Genomic DNA, 18,923 nt, shown 5'->3' on the forward strand with positions numbered 1-18,923 from the left:
CGGACGGCCGGGACGCCCGACACCAGCGCCCCGGCCGTCCGCGCACCCGTACGACCTGCCAGGAACCGCTCGCCCCGACCTCCGGAGCCCCTCATGGGACGTTATGTGATCCGGCGGCTGCTGCAGATGATCCCCGTCTTCTTCGGCACCACGCTGTTGATCTTCCTCATGGTGAACGTGATGGGCGACCCCATCGCGGGCCTCTGCGGCGACCGTCAGTGCGACCCGGCCACCGCCGCCCAGCTGCGCTCCGAATTCGGCCTCGACAAGCCGGTCTGGCAGCAATACCTCACCTACATGGGCAACGTGTTCACCGGCGACTTCGGCACCGCGTTCAACGGGCAGAAGGTCACCGAGCTGATGGCCACCGCCTTCCCCATCACGATCCGGCTCACCGTCGTCGCGGTCGTCTTCGAGGTCGTCATCGGCATCAGCCTCGGCGTCGTCACCGGACTGCGGCGCGGCCGCCCCGTCGACACCACCGTCCTCATCCTGACGCTGGTCGTCATCGCCGTCCCGACGTTCGTCACCGGCCTGCTGCTCCAGCTCCTCCTGGGCGTCAAGTGGGGCATCATCAAGCCCTCGGTCTCCGCCGACCCCACCTTCGACGAACTCCTCGTCCCCGGACTGGTCCTCGCCTCGGTCTCGCTCGCCTACGTCACCCGGCTCACCCGGACCTCGATCGCCGAGAACGCCCGCGCCGACTACGTACGCACCGCCGTCGCCAAGGGCCTGCCCCGCCGCCGGGTCGTCGTACGGCACCTGCTGCGCAACTCGCTGATCCCCGTCGTCACCTTCATCGGCACCGACGTGGGCGCGCTGATGGGCGGGGCCATCGTCACCGAACGGATCTTCAACATCCACGGCGTCGGCTACCAGCTCTACCAGGGGATCCTGCGGCAGAACTCCCAGACCGTCGTCGGGTTCGTCACGATCCTCGTCCTCGTCTTCCTGGCCGCCAACCTGATCGTCGACCTCCTGTACGCCGTACTCGACCCGAGGATCCGCTATGCCTGAGCCGCAGTCATCGGAGCCGTCGCAGCCAACGGACGGAGCGATCTCCCCGGCGGGAGCCGGCGGCCCCATGGACCTCGCCATGGCGGAGGGCGCCAGCCTGGAGAAGACCCCGGGCGGCCCCGACGGCACGGGCCCGGCCGGCAAGCCCCGCAGCCTCTGGTCCGACGCCTGGCGCGACCTGCGCCGCAACCCGGTCTTCATCATCTCCGCGCTGGTCATCCTCTTCCTGGTGACCATCTCCATCTGGCCCTCGCTCATCGCGAGCGGCGACCCCCTCCAGGCCAACCTGGACGACGCCCAGAAGGGCTCCGAGCCCGGCCACCCCTTCGGCTTCGACCCGCAGGGCCGCGACGTCTACACCCGGGTCGTCCACGGCACCCGCACCTCGGTGACCGTCGGCATCTGCTCCACCCTCGGCGTCGCGATCCTCGGCAGCGTGCTCGGCGGCCTCGCCGGCTTCTTCGGCGGCTGGTGGGACGCGATCCTCTCCCGCCTCACCGACGTCTTCTTCGGCATCCCCGTCGTCCTCGGCGGCCTGGTCTTCCTCTCCGTCGTCACCAGCTCCACCGTCTGGCCCGTCGTCGGCTTCATCGTCCTGCTCGGCTGGCCCCAGATCGCCCGCATCGCCCGCGGCTCGGTCATCACCGCCAAACAGAACGACTACGTCCAGGCGGCCCGCGCGCTCGGCGCCTCCAACTCCCGCATGATGCTCCGCCACATCACCCCGAACGCCATCGCCCCGGTCATCGTCGTGGCCACCATCGCGCTCGGCACCTACATCTCGCTGGAGGCGACGCTCTCCTTCCTCGGGGTCGGCCTCAAGGACCCGGCCGTCTCGTGGGGCATCGACATCTCCGCGGCCGCCAACTACATCCGCAACGCCCCGCACATGCTGCTCTGGCCCGCCGGAGCGCTGGCGGTCACCGTGCTCGCTTTCATCATGCTCGGCGACGCGGTGCGCGACGCCCTCGACCCCAAGCTGCGCTGAGGAGCCGGTTGCCATGTTGCTCGAAGTGCGCGATCTGCACGTGGAGTTCCACACCCGCGAAGGCGTCGCCAAGGCCGTCAACGGGGTCGACTACTCGGTGGCCGAGGGCGAGACGCTCGCCGTCCTCGGCGAGTCCGGCTCCGGCAAGTCCGTCACCGCCCAGGCGATCATGGGCATCCTCGACATGCCGCCCGGGAGGATCGCCGGCGGGGAGATCCTCTTCAAGGACCGGGACCTGCTGAAGCTCAAGCCGGAGGAGCGGCGCAGGATCCGCGGCCAGGAGATGGCCATGATCTTCCAGGACGCCCTGTCCTCGCTGAACCCGGTCCTCACCGTCGGCGAGCAGCTCGGCGAGATGTTCGTCGTGCACCGCGGCATGTCCCGCAAGGACGCCAAGGCCAAGTCCGTCGAGCTGATGGACCGGGTCCGGATCCCGGCCGCCAAGGAACGGGTCGGCAACTACCCGCACCAGTTCTCCGGCGGGATGCGCCAGCGCATCATGATCGCCATGGCGATGGCCCTGGAACCGTCCCTGATCATCGCCGACGAGCCGACCACCGCCCTCGACGTCACCGTCCAGGCCCAGGTCATGGAGCTCCTCGCCGAACTCCAGCGCGAGCTCAACATGGGCCTCATCCTGATCACCCACGACCTCGGCGTCGTCGCCGACGTCGCCGACAAGATCGCCGTCATGTACGCGGGCCGCATCGTCGAGACCGCCCCCGTGCACGACATCTACCAGGCCCCCGCCCACCCGTACACCAAGGGCCTCCTCAAGTCGATCCCGCGCCTGGACCAGAAGGGCCGGGAGCTCTACGCGATCAAGGGCCTGCCGCCCAACCTCACCCGCATCCCTCCCGGCTGCGCCTTCAACCCGCGCTGCCCGCAGGCCCGGGACGTATGCCGCAGCGACGTGCCGCCGCTCTACGAGGTGGACGAGCTGCGGCGGAGCGCCTGCCACTTCTGGAAGGAGACGCTCGATGCACGCTGACCGCGACGAGAGTGCGGGGACCGGCGGCGGCGCGGCCGGCTCCACCCTGCTGTCCAAGGCCCGGGAGGACGCCGTCACGCCCTACACGGAGGGCGACCCGATCCTTCAGGTGCGCGGCCTCGCCAAGCACTACCCGCTGACCCAGGGCGTCCTCATCAAGCGGCAGATCGGCGCGGTCAGGGCCGTCGACGGCGTCGACTTCGACCTGCACGCGGGCGAGACGCTGGGCATCGTGGGGGAGTCTGGCTGCGGCAAGTCGACCGTCGCCAGGATGCTCGTCCACCTGGAGCGCCCCACCGCCGGCGCGATCCGCTACAAGGGCGAGGACATCGCGAAGCTGTCCGGCCGGGCGCTGAAGGCCGTGCGCCGCAACATCCAGATGGTGTTCCAGGACCCGTACACCTCGCTGAACCCGCGGATGACGGTCGGCGACATCATCGGGGAGCCGTACGAGATCCACCCCGAGGTCGCCCCGAAGGGCAGCCGCCGCCGACGCGTGCAGGACCTCCTGGACGTCGTCGGCCTCAACCCGGAGTACATCAACCGCTACCCGCACCAGTTCTCCGGCGGCCAGCGCCAGCGCATCGGCATCGCCCGGGGGCTGGCCCTCAACCCGGAGATCATCGTCGCCGACGAACCGGTCTCCGCGCTCGACGTCTCCGTCCAGGCGCAGGTCGTCAACCTGCTGGACCGGCTCCAGGCGGAGTTCAGCCTCAGCTTCGTCTTCATCGCGCACGACCTCTCGATCGTCCGGCACATCTCCGACCGGGTCGGCGTGATGTACCTCGGCCGGATCGTGGAGATCGGCTCCGACGCGGAGATCTACGACCACCCCACCCACCCGTACACCCAGGCGCTGCTCTCCGCCGTCCCCGTACCGGACCCGACGGCCCGCGACCACCGGGAGCGGATCATCCTGCACGGAGACGTCCCCTCGCCCGCCAACATCCCCTCGGGCTGCCGCTTCCGCACCCGGTGCTGGAAGGCGCAGGAGCGGTGCGCACTGGAGGTCCCGCTGCTGGCGGTCCCCGCGGAGTTCCGGCACGCCGACACCCCCGCCCGGCACGACTCCGCGTGCCACTTCGCGGAGGAGAAGCGCGTGGTGCCGCCGGAGGGCGAGCTGGAGGCCCCGGGGCCCGCGGAGAAGCCGGGGCACTCGGAGCCGGAGCCCGGGGAGCCGGGGCGCACCCAGGACGGAACTCCATGAAGCCGCGTCAGACGCGTTAACAAACAGGCAACTTCGCCGTCGTCGCACCGATATACGAACGCCCCATGCTGAACAGCGTACGGCCGTGCGGGTGCCGTGGTCCGGCCGGAGCGTCGTCCTGACGCTCCGGCCGGTCGCCCGCCGCCGCCGTCCCCCTGAACGCCTTGTTCATCCGTTCGGGGCAATGGAGTATCACCGGGTGACACTTACACGGGGAGCAAGAATCACCGGCGCCGTTCTGTGCGCGGTGCCGGCACTACTCATCATCGCCTGGCTGGTGCGCGACATCCGGGCCGCCGAAGGGCCGCTGGCGGTCTGGGAGTACTGGTCGGGCACCGCCGACCTCCGGGACGCGCCGCGGACGACCACCTCGGCCACCAGTCTCGTCCTGCTACTGGCCTACGCCGCCGCCGTTGTGGCGGCACTCCGGTCCTCCTCCGCCGCTTCGGTCCTGATCGTCACCGGCGTCGTCACCTTCGCCCTGCGGCTGCCCGGTGTCTGGACCATCGCCGACGCCCCGGCCCCGGAGGACCTCCGCGACCGGGCGCTGCTCACGACGTACGTCGCCCTGGCGGCCGGGCTCGGCATGGCCGTGGCGGGGGCGGCGGGCCGTCGCCCGGTGCCCGGGGGCGCGGAGCGCCCCGCCGGTCCGGGGCGCGGCGCGGGGGTGGTGGCCTTCCTGCTCCTGGGCCTCCAGGCGTTGATCGTCGCAGCCTGGGAGATCCGGCAGCCGTTCGTCTTTCCGTCCCACTTCTATCCCGGCTGGTTCCTCGGCGGGGGACCCCTGACCGTCCCGCTGACCGAGGGACCTCCCGGCTGGGTCGCCGTGGCGCACGTCCTGATGTTCCTGGTGGCGGCCGTCGGCGCGGCCGCCGGTGCGGCCCACGCGCGACCGCTCGGCCTGATCGCGGGCGGGTTCGTGCTCTCCTCCGGCGTGCTGGGCACGGCGCGCATCGTCCATTACGAGATGTACGAGCAGTTCTTCGACACGGACATCGAGGCACAGCTGAACATGCTGAGCTCCTTCTCCGCGCTCCTCGCCGGGCCCGTCGTGCTCCTCGTCCTCGCCCGCAAGGGCGCCGGGCGGACCCCCGCCGGTGGCGCCCCCGGCCCGTGGGGCGGCGCAGGCCCCTGGGGCGCCCAGCCCCCCGGCTACCCGCCCCCGCGGACGGCGCCCGGTCAGCAGCCGCCCGCCCCCGGCTTCGGGCCCCCGCAGGGCGGCTTCGGGCCCCCGCAGGGCGGCTTCGGGCCCCCGCCCTCCTCCCCGCCGCCCCGCTGGTGAGCGGGGGCGGCGGGAGTGCGGGGTGGCTCAGGCTCCGGTCATCCCCAAAGACCGCTTGAGGAAGTCCACCTGGAGCAGGAGCAGGTTCTCCGCGACCTGCTCCTGCGGCGTCATGTGCGTCACCCCGCTCAGCGGCAGCACCTCGTGCGGACGCCCGGCGGCCAGCAGCGCGGAGGACAGCCGCAGGGCGTGGGCGACCACCACGTTGTCGTCGGCCAGGCCGTGCACGATCATCATGGGCCGGACCTCGGCGGCGGGCTCGGAGAGACCGTCGTCGGTGAGCAGCGAGTTGTACGCGTACACCTCGGGCTGCGTCGCCGGGTCGCCGAGATAGCGCTCGGTGTAGTGGGTGTCGTACAGCCGCTGATCCGTCACCGGGGCGCCCACCACCGCCGCGTGGAAGACGTCGGGCCGCCGCAGCACCGCGAGCCCCGCCAGGTAGCCGCCGAAGGACCAGCCGCGGATCGCCACCCGGGACAGGTCGAGCGGGAACCGCCCGGCGAGCCCGTGCAACGCCTCGACCTGGTCCTCCATCGTCATCACGAGGTTGTCCCGCACCGCCTTCTCCCAGCCCGGCGAGCGGCCCGGCGCGCCGCGCCCGTCCGCCACGACCACCGCGAAGCCCTGGTCCGCGAACCACTGCGAGGTCAGGTGAGCGTTGTGGGCGGCGACCACCCGGCGGCCGTGCGGACCGCCGTACGGGTCCATCAGAACCGGAAGGGGACCATCCGCCTCCTGGTAGTCCGAGGGGAGCAGCACGGCGCACGGAATCCGCTGTGCGCCCCCCTCGGTGAGCGTCACGCGGGCGGAGAGCACCGGCTCCTGGGCCGAACTAGGGATCCGGGTCAGCCGCTTGCCGTCCCGCACCACCCACGCTGCGGCCCCGGGCTCCTCGGGAACGGCCGAGACCAGCACGGCGAGACCGCCCGAGCGGACCGCGGAGTGCACACCCACCCCTTCGGAAATCCGCTCGATTCCCAGCTCGTTCACCCGGTACACATGGATCTGCCCGATCTCCGGCTCGACCGCGTCCTCACCGGCCACCGCCGAGACCAGGATGTCGGACTCCCCGATGTCCAGCACCGACTGGACGTGCAGCTGCGACCCGGTGAGGAGCCGGTCCCCGACCGCCAGCACCCGCGCGCCGCCCTCGTCGACGATCCGCACGAGCCGCCCGTCCGGGGCCCACGCGGGCACCCCGGGGAAAAGATCCAGCCACACGGGGTCCTCGTCGACATGCACGATCCGGGTCGCACCGGTCTCCGGGTCCACCGCCAGATACCGCTGGCTGCGCTGGTCCCGGGCCTGGACCAGCAGCAGCGGAGCACCCGCGGAGGACCAGTGCACCTGGGCCAGGTACGGGAACGCGGCCCGGTCCCAGACCACTTCGGTACGGGCCCCCTCCAGGTCCATGACGAAGAGCCGCACCTCCGCGTTGGGCGTGCCCGCCGCCGGGTAGGCGATCTCGGCGGGCCGGCGCTCGGGGTGCGCGGGATCGGCGATGTACCACCGCTGTACGGGGCTGTCGTCGGCCCGCGCGACCAGCAGCCGATCCGACTCCGGCGACCACCAGAAGCCCCGGTAGCGGTGCATCTCCTCGGCCGCGATGAACTCGGCCAGACCGTAGGTGACATGGGGGTCCTCCGGCTCGGCCAGCGCCCGGTCGCCCTCGCCCCCCGCGCCCACGACCCGCAGCGCGCCCTTGGCCACGTACGCGATGTGCCGGCCGTCGGGGGACGGGCGGGGGTCGATCACCGGGCCCGGCACCGGCAGCGCCCGCGCGGTCCCGGCCCGCAGCTCGGCCACGTACACCTTTCCGGACAGGGCGAACGCGGCCAACTCCGCCGCCGCGTCCACCGCGTAGGAGACGATGCCCGACGAACCCTCCCGGGTCCGCTCGCGCCGGGCCCGCTCCTGCGCCGACAGCTTCTCCGCCGCACCGCCCAGCAGGACTTCGGGATCGGCGGCGATCCGCTCCTCGCCGGTCGCCGGGTCGAGGACCCAGAGGCGGGTGGAGCGGTCCGTTCCGGACATCGAGCGGAGGAAGATCACGCGCGTCTCATCCGGTGAGACGGTGAAGGCGCGAGGTGCGCCCAGAGTGAAGCGCTGGGTCCGTGCTTGCTGGCGGGGAAAGGACAGCTTCTGCGAGGTCATGGCTCCGAACTTAGCCTCGCGCGGCGGTTCGTGCGCCCCTCGTGCTGCTGTGCCCCGATCAATGCGTTGGCACGGATAGTTATGATCCGTAGCGCTAGGTGGGTAGGAACCTGCTGACTTCGCGTACCCCCGTTCCGACCGTCCGAACGTACCGATGGAGGTGAACCGCCGTGGCGCTCTCGATTTCGGCGGTAGTGCTGCTGGCGATCATCGTCTTCCTGCTGATCCGGAAATCCGGACTGAAGGGAGGGCACGCGGTGGTCTGCATGCTGCTCGGGTTCTACATCGCGAGCTCGTCGGTCGCACCGACCATCTCCGATCTGACGTCCAACGTGGCGGGGATGATCAGCAGCATCAAGTTCTGACCGCGCGCCGGGGGCGGGCGGGGGGCGAGGAGGCGCGAGGCACGGGGCGCGGAGGCACGGGGGGCCTCCGGGCTCGTAGGGTGGTCCCCATGAAGGACCTCCCCGCCCGCCGTCTGCTGCTGGTGCACGCGCATCCCGACGACGAGTCGATCAACAACGGCGCCACCATGGCCAGGTACGCGGCCGAGGGCGCCCACGTCACCCTGGTGACGTGCACGCTCGGCGAGGAGGGCGAGGTCATCCCGCCCGCGCTCGCCGGCCTCACCGCCGACCGGGACGACGCGCTGGGCCCCCACCGCGTCGGCGAGCTGGCCGCGGCGATGAAGGAGCTCGGCGTCGACGACCACCGCTTCCTCGGCGGAGCCGGCCGCTACCGGGACTCCGGAATGATGGGCGCCGAGCAGAACGGCCGACCCGGCTCCTTCTGGTCCACCCCGGTGGACGAGGCGGCGGCCCACCTCGTCGAGGTGATCCGCGAAATCCGCCCCCAGGTCCTGGTCACCTACGACCCGGACGGCGGCTACGGCCACCCCGACCACATCCAGGCCCACCGCGTCGCGATGCGCGCCGCCGACCTGGCCGCCGACCCGGCGTACGGTACCGACGCGCCGCACGCCGTCGCGAAGATCTACTGGAACCGGGTGGAGCGCGCCGTGGCCGAGGCCGGTTTCGAGCGGCTGCGCACCACCGCCCCCGGGACCTTCCCCGGCATCGCCTCCGTGGACGACGTCCCGGGCGTGACCGACGGGGAGCGGATCACCGCGGAGATCGACGGATCAGCGTACGCCGGGGCCAAGTCGGCGGCGATGCGCGCCCACGCCACCCAGATCGCGGTCGACGGCCCGTTCTTCGCCCTCTCCAACGACCTCGGTCAGCCCCTGCTGACGACCGAGTACTACCAACTGGTGCGGGGCGTACCGGGCGTGCCCGAGGGGGAGCGCGAGAGCGACCTCTTCGCGGGCCTGCCGTTTGCCACGGACGCCAGGGACGTTACGGGCGCCACGGACGCCAGGGACGTTACGGGCGCCACGGGAGGCACCGCGTGAGCGGGAACCCGGGCCAAGGCCGTGGCCGTGCCGGCTCCTCCCACGCGCCACGGCGGAACGCGCCGCCCAGGGAGCCCGAGCCCACCGGTTTCGCGGCCCGGCCGAACCCGGCCCGGATCGCCGCCTACTCAGGCCTCGCCGTCCTCGGCGTTCTGGTCGGGATCGCCGGCGCACTCGTCCAACCCGCCTGGTTCCCGGGCGGTTTGATCATCGCGCTGGCGGCCGCCGCGGGCCTCTTCTACGGGGGCCGGATCCTGACCCGTACCCAGATCGGCGCGCTCGCCCCGGCGGGAGGCTGGTTCATCACGGTCTTCCTCCTGCTGAGCGGGCGACCGGAAGGCGACTACGTCTTCGGCGACGAACTCGGCCTGGTGCTGTTCATGCTCGGCGGGACGGCCGTCGCTGTGATGTGCGCCACCACCTCCAAAGTGCCGCAATCAGCCATCCGCAACGGCCGGTCCGGTACGTGAAGTGGCAAGTCCGGGTCGGGAAAGACCCCCATAGATGTGATGCGCGGGTGGAGGTTTCACCCGGTCGCGGAGTGTCCGACGGCGGCGGCCAGTATGGTGGTGCGCGCGCCGAGCCGTCCCCTGGCCTGCGGCATGGGGGAAGTACGGGCGGCGGAGCCAATCGGGAGAACCTGCTTTGAGTCGTGAAACTGACAGTTCGTCCTCCGGGCCCCAGGGCCGCGGCGGAGCCGCGTATCCCTCGGGTACGCCGCCGTACGGATCACGCCAGTATCCGTCGCTCCACCCGTCGCAGGACGGCTCTGACGAGAACCCGGGATCCGTGGCTCCGCCCCGGCCCGAGGAACCGAAGACCGAGACGACGCTGACGACGCGCATCCGGATCAACATCCCCGGGTCGCGTCCCATCCCGCCGGTCGTGATGCGTACGCCGATGGCGGAGAGCGACGTCGCCGGCGACCGCTCCGACGCGGAACGCACCGGCGCCACCCCGCGCCCCGGCACGCCGCCGCCCGCGCCAGGACCCGCGGACCGTTCCGCGGGCCCGAACGGCGCGTCGGCCGCTGACCGGCCCCGGGACGGTGGTCCCGCCGCCGACCCGGCACCCGGCGAGAAGCCGGCCCGGGAGAAGAGCGGCAGCGACTGGTTCGCCCCGCGCAAGGCCCCGGCCACCGGGCCGGGAGCAGCCGCTCAGGGCACCGGTGTGCCCGGCGGCGTTCCTTCCGGCCCCGGCGGCGCCCAGGGCCCCGGCGTGGGCGCCCCCGGTGGTCCGAGCGCGGGCGGCCCCGCTGGCCCCGGTGGCGGGTCCGACGGTGACGCGGGCCGCTCGCGCCCCGACCTGCCGTACTTCTCGGACGCCCCGCAGTCCGGCGGCGGACCGGGCACACCCGGCCCCGGCCCCGGCCCCGGCCGCAGCGCGCTCGACAGCTACGGCACGGAGCCCCCCGGCGGAGGCCCGCGTTCCGCCCCCGGCCTCGGGGTGCGTCCGCCCGGTCCGTCCGGCCCCACCACGGGACCGGTCACCGGCAGCTCCTCGCTCACCCCGAACCTCGACGGCGTACGGGGCCCCGGCGGCCCCGGCCCGATGGTCCCGGGCGTCCCCGGCGGCGTACCGCCCCGGATGTCCGACGACACCGCGATCCTCACGCCGCAGCCCCCGGTGCCCGAGCCCGGCCCCGGCCATGTCTCGGGCGACACGTTGACCAGCGGCATCCCCGTGGTGCCCAGCGAGCCCCGTGTCGCGTTCCCGGGCGGCCCCGGCACCCCCGGCGGCCCGGTGGCCGGCGGACCTCCGGGCGGCCCCGGCGGTCCGGGTGGACCCGGCGGTCCGGGCGGACCCGGTGTTCCCACGCCCGGCCCCGCCGCCCCGCGTCCCGCATCCCAGGCAGCCGCCCCCGCCCCCGCGAAGAAGGGCCGCTCCAAGCTGGTCCTCCTCGCGGTTGCCGCGGTCGTGCTGCTCGGCATCGCGTACGGGGCGGGTCTCCTGCTGAACCACTCCGAGGTCCCCAAGGGCACCACGGTGCTCGGCGTCGACATCGGCGGCGGCACGAAGGAGGAGGCGGTCACCAAGCTCGAAGCCGCCCTCGGCGAGCGGGCCAGGGCGGCCCTGACGCTGTCGGTGGACGGCAAGGAGGAGAAGCTCGACCCCGAAAAGGCTGGTCTCACCCTGGACAGCCAGGAGACCGTGCGCGGCGCGGCGGGCAGCGACTACAACCCCGTCTCGGTGATCGGTTCGCTGTTCGGCGGGGAGCGTCCCGCCGATCCGGTGATCCCGGTCGACGAGGAGAAGCTCGGCGTGGCGCTGACCGACCTGGCGGGCGTCTCCGGCTCGTCCACCGACGGCACGATCCGCTTCGAGCCGAACAAGGCCGTGGCGGTGCCGGGCAAGCCGGGCAAGACGCTGGACGCCGGCCAGTCCCTGATCTCGGTCCGGGACGCCTACCGCGCGCAGGTGCAGACCGGGCAGGCCCGGCTGGTCGAACTCCCCGTCACCACCAGCGAGCCCACCATCACCAAGGCCGAACTGGACCGGGCGATGAAGGAGTTCGCCGAGCCCGCGATGTCCGGCCTGATCACGATCAAGGCCGGCCCCAAGGAGATCCAGTTCGGCCCGGCCCGGTCGCTGCCGCAGATCCTCTCCATGAAGCCCGTGGACGGCCGACTGGTCGACGTCTACGACAAGCAGGCGATCGACAAGCTCCTGGACGGCGTCTTCGACGGCATCATGGCCGTCAAGGGCGACGGCAAGAAGCACGAGGTCGGCGCGGACGACGTGGCCCAGGCGATGAAGACCGCCCTGACCGGGAAGACCCCCGCCGAGCGCACGGTCACCATCGACCTGACCGGCCAGGGCTGACGCCCGCACCGGACAGCCGCTCCGCCCCTCCGCCCCCGCCCGGGAACGTATCCGGCCGGGGGCGGAGTCGTCGGCGGGCGCGCGTCCCGTACGGCTCCCGCGTCGGTGGCTACGGGAAGTCCACGACCCGGGTGGGGATCGCCGACGTTCCCGAGGCGGGGGATCCGACGGTGCCGAGGCGGGGGACCCGACGGTGCCGAGGGCGTGCGCGTCGACGCGCACGTCATCGGGGACGAAGACCTTGTAGTCGGGGCCGGCGTGGACAGGCGGGCGCGCCGCACGCGCGGGACCATGGGGCCATGAGTTCCCCCGCCGGTCCGGAACGCCCGCCGTGCGAAGCCGATCGGATCAAGGTCTGGTTCCGCTTCGTCCCGCGCGAGGGCCGGCCGCCCTACGACACCGAGGGGCTGTGGGCGACGCGCCTCGGTCCGGACACCGCGCGGGTGGACAACGCGCCCTTCCTCCAGGACGGGGTCGCCGAGGGGGAGACCGTACGGTTCCGCACGGACGGCGACGGGGTCCACTGGGCCGTCGGCCGCGTCGCCGACTCCGGCAACTGCACCGTACGGGTGCTGCCGTTGCCGGACGGGCCGCTCGGGCGCGACGCCCGGGCCGTGCACGAGCGGCTCGCCGTCCACGGGCTCACCGGCGAGGTCTTCAGCGCCGAGTTCCCGCTGGTCGCCCTGACCGTGCCGGGCGGCGCGGACCTGCGCGGGGTCAAGGAGCTGCTCGCCCGTGGCCAGGACGAGGGCTGGTGGCACTTCGAGGTCTCGTGCGTCACCGACGCCTGGCGGGCCGCGTAGCACCCGGGGAGCCGCACCGGGCGGGCAGCGGCGAACCGGAGTGCCGCGCCCGGCGCCCTACGGGGACCCGGGGTGCTACGCCTCCGCCTCGCCGATCTTCCGGATCACCCGGGCCGGGTTGCCGACCGCCACCACGTTCGCCGGCAGGTCCTTCGTGACGACCGCCCCCGCCCCGACCACGGTGTTCTCGCCGATGGTCACCCCGGGGCAGACGATCACCCCGCCGCCCAGCCAGACGTTGTCACCGATGGTGATCGGCTGCGCGGCCTCCCACTTGGCGCGGCGCGGCTCGGGGTCGATCGGGTGGGTCGGGGTGAGCAGCTGGACGTTCGGGCCCATCTGGACGTCCGCGCCGATGGCGATGCGGGCGACGTCCAGGAGGACCGCGCCGAAGTTGATGAACGTCCGGGGGCCGATGGTGGTCTGGTAGCCGTAGTCGACGCGCAGCGGCGGCCGGACCTCGGCGCCCTCGCCCAGCTCGCCGAGGAGCTCGGCGAGGGCGGCGCGCCGGGCCTCGGGGTCGGCGGCCGAGGTGGCGTTGAAGCGTTCGCTCAGCACGGCCGCGTGCCGCGCCTCCGCCGCCAGTTCGGGGTCGTCGGCGATGTAGAGCTCGCCGGAGAGCATGGCTTCCTTCTGGCTGGGCCTGGTCTCGTCGCTCATGAGGTCTCTTCCGTGCGGGGTGTACGGGACGCTCGCGGTGATCCGTCCGCTACCGGCAGTCTGCCCCCGGCGTCGCCGGACCGGTCACGCAGCCCCGGGGCCAGCACCAGCGTCACCGCCACCGAGAGCCCCGCGACCGCCGCCATGCCCGTCGTGGGGGAGGTCATCTGGGCGATACCGCCCGCCACGGCCGCCCCCACTCCCTGCATGGCGAGCATCCCCGAGGAGCTGAGCCCGAGCGCCTGGCCGCTCAGCTCCTGCGGGGTGAGGGCCATCAGCCGTTCCTGGAGCAGCAGACTCGCGGCGAAGCCCACGCTCGCCACGACGACCGCCGCCAGCGCGAGGGGCAGCTCCGGACGCAGCGCGAAGAGCAGATAGGGCGCCGCGAGCAGCAGCCGGAGCGGGGCCCCGAGCCGCGCTCGCCGGCGTGCCGTGACGAACCGCCCGACCAGCGTGTCCCCGGCCAGCATGCCCAGGGCTCCGCCGGCGAAGAGGAGCCCGGCGTGCCCGGGCGCGTACGCGACGTACAGGGACTCGGCCCCGACGACGAGCCCGTTGGGCACCCACAGCGCCAGGAACACGTACCGGCGCGGCGTGGACGACCAGAGCAGCGCGTTCGTCCGCCGCGTCTCCCGGACCGACGGGCGGCCGGTGGCCCGGGGCGGCCGGGCGGTCAGTCCGAAGCGGGTCACGGTCGCCGCGACGACGTACAGGACCGCCCCGATCAGCAGCGTGCCGCGCGCCGAGAACACCGTCACCAGCAGCCCGCCCACCGCGAAGCCGCAGATCTGCATCGCGCCGCCCGTCATGTTCAGCACGGAGCGACCGATCAGGAACCCCTCGCGCGGAACGATCTCGTTGAGCAGCCCGTACCGTACGCCGCCGCCGGGTGACGAGGCCGCGCCCACCACGAGCAGGACGGCGAACGCGGCCCACAGCGGCAGTCCGGGAGCGGCCTGGACGCAGGCGGCCCCGGCGGAGAGCAGCGCCAGGGCGGTCAGCGCGGCGCGCGGCGGCAGCCGGTCCGCCGCCGACAGCAGGGTGAGCGCCCCGGCCACCTGGGCCAGCGACGGGCCGAACATCGCCAGGGCCGACAGCAGGGGCGAGCCCGTCCGCGTGTACACGAGGGTGCCCAGCGCCAGACCGGTCGCGGTCTGGGCGGCTGTCTGCACGGAGACGGCGGCGAAGAAGGGGGAGAACTCCGGGGTCCGGAACAGTTCGCGGTAGGTGCGCATGCGGTGGAGTCTCCGGACACCGTCGCCGGGAGCGTTACTGTTTCGCGCGGACGCGAAAGCACGGGCGGGCGGGGGCGGCGGGCGGCCCGGTCGGAGGGCTGACGCAGCGACGGAGAGCGGGGCGGTGGGCGGCAGGGTCGGAGGGGCGACGGGGAGCGGGGCGGCGTGACGGTGGAGTCCCAGGGCTGACGGAGAGCGGGGCGGTGGGCGGCCGGGCCGCGGGGTCGCGGGGCCGGTGAGACGACGGAGAACGGGGCGGCGGGCGGCGGGGCCGGTGAGACGACGGAGAGTGAGGCGGTGGGGCGCGTGGGCTGGTGGCAGGTCGGTGCGGACACGCTCGCGAACAGCCGGTTCGTCGTCTCGCCCCTCGCGGAGGCCGTCGCGAGCCTGCTGGTCCTGGAGCGGGCCACCGCCGCGCATCCGGGTGAGCGCGCCTGGCTGGAGACCCACCTGCCCGCGTACCGGCGGTGGAAGGCCGGCCACCCGGTCTCCGCGCTGGTGATCCGCTCCGCCCTCGCGCCCCGGTGGACCGCCGACTTCCTCGTCCCCGCCCCGGCCCCCGCCCCGCCCGGCCAGGCCCCGCCCTCCTTCGCCGACGAGCTGGCGCCGGTCCGGGCCACCCCGCCCGGCCGGGCCCGCGCCGAACTGGCCGAGGCGGCCGGGGCGGGGAGCGGGCCGCTGCCCGCCGCGCTGGACCGGGATGACCTGGCCGAGCGCGCCGCCGACGCCGTCGAGTGGGTCTGGACGCACACCGTGCTGCCCGACTGGCCGAGGCGGCGGCGGATCCTGGAGGCCGATGTGGTGGCCCGTTCCGCCCAGTTGGGCCGGGGCGGCTGGGCCGAAGCGGTGAACGGCATGCGCCCCGGCGTCCGTTGGCTGGGCGGCAGCCGGCTCCAGATCAACACCTACGACAACCCGCCCCGCGAACTGGGCCGCGCCCAACTGCTGTTCGTTCCGGTGACCCCGTACCAGTCCTGGGTCTGCTGGGACATCCCACGCCGGTACGGGCTGGTGTACCCGTGTTCCGGCGCGCTCGTCGAGGCCGGGAGCGTGTCCGTGCCCGCCGCCCTGGGCGCGCTGATCGGCCCGGCGCGGGCTGCCGTCCTGCTGCTGCTCGCCTCCCCGCTCAGCACGACGCAGCTCGTCGCGCTGACCGGGCAGGGGCTGGGCTCGGTCGGTCGCCATCTGCGGGTCCTGCTGGACGCCGGCCTGGTCCGCCGCCGTCGCGCGGGCCGCTCCGTGCTCTATTTCCGTACGGAAGCGGGGGACGTCCTGGTGCGCGGCGCGGGCTGAGGCGGGGGACGGGCTGAGAGGAGGGTGAGTGCGCTCTATGCGCGCCCCCACGCGCCCCCGGCCCGCACCCGCCCTGGGCTGGGCGGCAAGCGGATACCCATCAGTACGCGATGCGCTCCGCATGGTTGGCGCGCATGTACGAGTCGTGACAACAGTGACTATGGGCACCGCTCATCGTTGTGACAACTTCTCTCTCGCCACGAAAGAACCGAGCGAGGGGACCGTGCGTGAATCCGGAGTACGCCGCGTACTGCCAGGCGGACCGCCGCTTCTACGACGCGCCCCACCGCTCTCCCGGACCGGGCGGAGCCGCCGACGAGGAGCGCTCGTTCTACGCGCCGCTCCGTGGCGCCGTACCCGACGGCTGGACACGCACCCGGCGCGGCGACTGGCTCGCGTACAGCCCCGACGGGCTGCGACTGCCGCCCCAGGGCTGGAAGATCCACGTCTCGGCCGCCCTCGACAACGCCGCCTCCGTGCTGGAGCGGGTCGTCGCCCACTGTCTCGAACACCGGCTGGCCTTCAAGTGCGTACCCAACGCGGGGCTGTTGGCCCTGCGGAACGCCAAGTACGCGGACCGGGCCGGCAGCGGCAAGTTCATCACCGTCTACCCGCCGTCCGACGAGGCGTTCCCCGAGGTGTGCACCGCCCTCATGCGGCTGCTGGAGGGCGAGCACGGCCCGTACATCCTGAGCGACCTGCGGTGCGGGAACGGGCCCGTGCACACCCGGTACGGGGCGTTCGCCGCCCGCTTCTGCTCCGGTCCTGACGGGCGGCCCGTGCCCGCCGTCGCCGATCCGCGGGGCCGGCTCGTCCCGGACGACCGGGGCCCGTCCTTCCGCGTCCCCTCCTGGGTGACCCCGCCCGCCTTCCTGATGCCGCACCTCGAAGCCCGCGCCGCCGTGGGCCTCGCGGACCTCCCGTACACCGTGGAGAAGGCGCTGCACTTCTCCAACGGCGGCGGGGTCTACCTCGGCCGCGACACCCGCACCGGCGAGCAGGTCGTCCTCAAGGAGGCGCGGCCGTACGCCGGTCTGGCCGCCGACGGGGCGGACGCCGTGGCCCGGCTGGAGCGCGAACGGGCCGCCCTGGAGCAACTGGCCGGACTGGACTGCGTGCCCGCCGTCCGGGACGTCTTCGAGGTCGGCGACCACCACTTCCTGGTCCTCCAGTACATCCCCGGCGCCACCCTCAACACCGTCTTCGCCCGCCGCTTCCCGCTCGCCCGGCAGCACCCGTCACCCGAACTGCTCGCCGAACACGCGGCCTGGGCGGCGGAGTTGTACGGGCAGGTCGAGCGCGCCGTCGAGGCGGTGCACGACCGGGGCATCGTCATCAGCGACCTGCACATGAGCAACGTCATGGTCGACGAGGAGAACACGCGCATCGTCCTGCTCGACTTCGAGGCAGCCTCCCCGGCCACCGAACGCCGCCGCCAGGTCGTCGCCAACCCGGCCTTCGTCGCCCCGCCCGACCGGCGTGGCGCCGACATCGACCGCTACGCGCTGGCCTGCCTGCGGCTCGCCCTGTACCTGCCGCTCACCACGCTGTTCGGCATCGACCGCACCAAGGCCGCCGGTCTCGCCCGGGACATCGCCCGGGTCTTCCCGGTCACCGAGGAGGAGCTGCGGCCCGCCGTCGCGGAGATCCTGCGCGACACCGGGCGCCCCGGGGCGGGCGCCACCGCCGTGCCCGCTCCCGTATCCGTTCCCCTTCCCGACCCCGGCGACTGGCCGCGCAGCCGTAACGCGATGGTCCGGGCCATCACCGCCTCCTGCACACCGGAGCGCGAGGACCGCTGCTTCCCCGGGGACATCGCCCAGTTCGCCACCGCCACCGGCGGCCACTCCTTCGCGTACGGGACGGCCGGAGTGCTCTACGCCCTCCACGAGACGGGCGCCCCGCCGTGCGAGGAGGCCGAGGACCGGCTCCTGCGGCACGCCAAGGACCCGGCGTCCGGCAGCCCCCTCGGCTTCTACGACGGGCTCACCGGCATCGCCTGGACCCTGCACCGGATCGGCCGCACCGCCGAGGCCGCCGACCTCCTCCGGATCATCCTCGACCAGCCCCTGGAAGGCCTCGCGCCCGGCCTCCACAACGGGTACGCGGGCATCGGCCTCGCCCTCGACGACCTGGCCCGCACCGCCTCCGCCACCGACGCCCCGGCGCTGTCCGCCGCGGCCGCCCACTGCACCGCCCTCGCCGTCCGCGCGCTCGTCGAGGGTCCGCCGTCGCCCCGCACCGGGCTGCTGCACGGCGCCAGCGGCATCGCCCTGCTCCTCGTGCGCCGGTACGCGACCACCGGGGACCCCGCCCTGCTCGACCTGGCGGCCACCGCGCTCCGCCGCGACCTGGAACGCTGCCGGACCGGCGACGACGGCGAACTCCTCGTCGTCGAGGGCAAGCGGCTGATGCCGTACCTCGGTTCGGGCAGCGCCGGCATCGCGGCCGTCATCGACGCCTACCTCACCCACCGCCCGGACCCCACGCTCGAAGCGGCCGGACGGGCCCTCCTGCCGGCCGCGCTCTCCGCCTTCTACGTCCAGCCCGGACTGCTCCGGGGCTCCGCCGGTCTCCTGCTGCACCTCGCGGCCACCCCGCTGTGCGACGAGGCCGACCGGCAGCGCGCGGTCGCCCGCCACACCGACCTGCTGGGCAGCCACGCCCTCGCGTACGGAGATGGACTCGCCTTCCCCGGCGAGCAGTTGATGCGCCTGTCGATGGACCTGGCCACCGGGACCGCCGGCGCTCTCCTCGCCCTGGGCGCCGCGCTCGGCGGCACCACCGGACTTCCCTTCCTGCCCGCCGCTCCGGCGACGGGCCCCGGCCGCGCGAGCGGCCCCATGAACCGGCCCCGTCAGGGGTCGTCGTAGCACCACCGTTCAGCACAACTACCGTCCCCGAAAGGACACATCATGGCGCTTCTCGACCTTCAGGCGATGGACACCCCGGCCGAGGACTCCTTCGGCGAGCTCGCGACGGGCAGCCAGGTCTCGCTGCTGGTCTGTGAGTACAGCTCCCTCAGCGTGGTCCTCTGCACCCCGTGACCCGCACCGGCC

The 18,923-nt window shown here is 73.5% G+C and carries 16 protein-coding genes; 13 read left to right on the forward strand and 3 right to left on the reverse strand.

Translation table 11 applies throughout. The features are described 5' to 3' along the window. The first annotated feature begins 93 nt into the window (after positions 1 to 93). The 5 genes from ACH4KB_RS00935 to ACH4KB_RS00955 all read left to right on the forward strand — a co-directional run bounded on the left by ACH4KB_RS00935 (position 94) and on the right by ACH4KB_RS00955 (position 5,485). A complete protein-coding gene (locus ACH4KB_RS00935; RefSeq protein WP_018956260.1) occupies positions 94 to 1,017 on the forward strand; it encodes an ABC transporter permease in 924 nt (307 codons plus the stop codon). Continuing rightward, entirely contained in the window at positions 1,010 to 2,005 is a 996-nt protein-coding gene (locus tag ACH4KB_RS00940) for an ABC transporter permease (RefSeq protein WP_398062337.1), read from the forward strand. Before ACH4KB_RS00935 ends, ACH4KB_RS00940 begins: the two co-directional genes overlap by 8 nt. A gap of 13 nt (positions 2,006 to 2,018) precedes the next feature. Then, a complete protein-coding gene (locus tag ACH4KB_RS00945; protein WP_398062339.1) occupies positions 2,019 to 2,996 on the forward strand; it encodes an ABC transporter ATP-binding protein in 978 nt (325 codons plus the stop codon). Beyond that, positions 2,986 to 4,203, forward strand: a complete 1,218-nt coding sequence (locus tag ACH4KB_RS00950; RefSeq protein ID WP_398062341.1) for an ABC transporter ATP-binding protein — start codon at positions 2,986 to 2,988, stop codon at positions 4,201 to 4,203. Before ACH4KB_RS00945 ends, ACH4KB_RS00950 begins: the two co-directional genes overlap by 11 nt. Positions 4,204 to 4,450: 247 nt before the next feature. Next, positions 4,451 to 5,485: a hypothetical protein gene (locus ACH4KB_RS00955; protein ID WP_398062343.1), complete on the forward strand. Its 1,035-nt coding sequence runs from the start codon at positions 4,451 to 4,453 to the stop codon at positions 5,483 to 5,485. Positions 5,486 to 5,512: 27 nt separating this feature from the next. On the opposite strand, the gene ACH4KB_RS00960 is transcribed toward ACH4KB_RS00955, so the two are convergent. Further along, the gene (locus tag ACH4KB_RS00960) at positions 5,513 to 7,639 is read right to left on the reverse strand and encodes a prolyl oligopeptidase family serine peptidase (protein ID WP_398062345.1); all 2,127 of its coding nucleotides are present in this window, start codon (positions 7,637 to 7,639) and stop codon (positions 5,513 to 5,515) included. 170 nt (positions 7,640 to 7,809) lie between these two features. On the opposite strand from ACH4KB_RS00960, the gene ACH4KB_RS00965 reads away from it, so the two are divergent. The 5 genes from ACH4KB_RS00965 to ACH4KB_RS00985 all read left to right on the forward strand — a co-directional run bounded on the left by ACH4KB_RS00965 (position 7,810) and on the right by ACH4KB_RS00985 (position 12,676). Next, a complete protein-coding gene (locus ACH4KB_RS00965; protein ID WP_026290246.1) occupies positions 7,810 to 8,004 on the forward strand; it encodes a hypothetical protein in 195 nt (64 codons plus the stop codon). A gap of 89 nt (positions 8,005 to 8,093) precedes the next feature. Beyond that, the gene (gene mshB / locus ACH4KB_RS00970) at positions 8,094 to 9,050 is read left to right on the forward strand and encodes an N-acetyl-1-D-myo-inositol-2-amino-2-deoxy-alpha-D-glucopyranoside deacetylase (protein WP_398062347.1); all 957 of its coding nucleotides are present in this window, start codon (positions 8,094 to 8,096) and stop codon (positions 9,048 to 9,050) included. Further along, positions 9,047 to 9,520, forward strand: a complete 474-nt coding sequence (locus ACH4KB_RS00975; RefSeq protein WP_398062349.1) for a DUF6113 family protein — start codon at positions 9,047 to 9,049, stop codon at positions 9,518 to 9,520. Before mshB ends, ACH4KB_RS00975 begins: the two co-directional genes overlap by 4 nt. Positions 9,521 to 9,695: 175 nt before the next feature. Next, complete coding sequence (locus ACH4KB_RS00980; RefSeq protein WP_398062351.1) at positions 9,696 to 11,873, forward strand: hypothetical protein; 2,178 nt, start codon at positions 9,696 to 9,698, stop codon at positions 11,871 to 11,873. 299 nt (positions 11,874 to 12,172) lie between these two features. After that, positions 12,173 to 12,676 (forward strand): DUF4265 domain-containing protein, encoded by a 504-nt coding sequence (locus ACH4KB_RS00985; protein ID WP_398062352.1) that lies wholly within the window; start codon positions 12,173 to 12,175, stop codon positions 12,674 to 12,676. Between the two features lie 75 nt (positions 12,677 to 12,751). Here the strand turns inward: ACH4KB_RS00985 and ACH4KB_RS00990 are convergent, their stop codons facing one another. Next, positions 12,752 to 13,336: a sugar O-acetyltransferase gene (locus ACH4KB_RS00990; RefSeq protein ID WP_398062354.1), complete on the reverse strand. Its 585-nt coding sequence runs from the start codon at positions 13,334 to 13,336 to the stop codon at positions 12,752 to 12,754. Continuing rightward, on the reverse strand, positions 13,333 to 14,571 hold the full coding sequence (locus ACH4KB_RS00995) for an MFS transporter (protein ID WP_398062356.1): 1,239 nt from the start codon (positions 14,569 to 14,571) through the stop codon (positions 13,333 to 13,335). Before ACH4KB_RS00995 ends, ACH4KB_RS00990 begins: the two co-directional genes overlap by 4 nt. 306 nt (positions 14,572 to 14,877) lie before the next feature. Here ACH4KB_RS00995 and ACH4KB_RS01000 point away from each other — a divergent pair, with 306 nt between their 5' ends. From ACH4KB_RS01000 to ACH4KB_RS01010, 3 genes are all read left to right on the forward strand, one after another. After that, the gene (locus ACH4KB_RS01000; protein WP_398063310.1) at positions 14,878 to 15,864 is read left to right on the forward strand and encodes a winged helix-turn-helix domain-containing protein; all 987 of its coding nucleotides are present in this window, start codon (positions 14,878 to 14,880) and stop codon (positions 15,862 to 15,864) included. Between the two features lie 227 nt (positions 15,865 to 16,091). Continuing rightward, the gene (lanKC, locus tag ACH4KB_RS01005; protein ID WP_398062358.1) at positions 16,092 to 18,737 is read left to right on the forward strand and encodes a class III lanthionine synthetase LanKC; all 2,646 of its coding nucleotides are present in this window, start codon (positions 16,092 to 16,094) and stop codon (positions 18,735 to 18,737) included. A gap of 42 nt (positions 18,738 to 18,779) precedes the next feature. Further along, positions 18,780 to 18,911 carry a SapB/AmfS family lanthipeptide gene (locus ACH4KB_RS01010; RefSeq protein ID WP_003966507.1) on the forward strand — a complete coding sequence of 44 codons (132 nt, stop codon included), beginning with the start codon at positions 18,780 to 18,782 and terminating at the stop codon, positions 18,909 to 18,911. The last annotated feature ends 12 nt before the right edge of the window (positions 18,912 to 18,923 follow it).

Origin of the sequence: Streptomyces sp. NPDC017520 (genome assembly GCF_044329855.1) — a bacterium.
Taxonomy (GTDB): Bacteria; Actinomycetota; Actinomycetes; order Streptomycetales; family Streptomycetaceae; genus Streptomyces.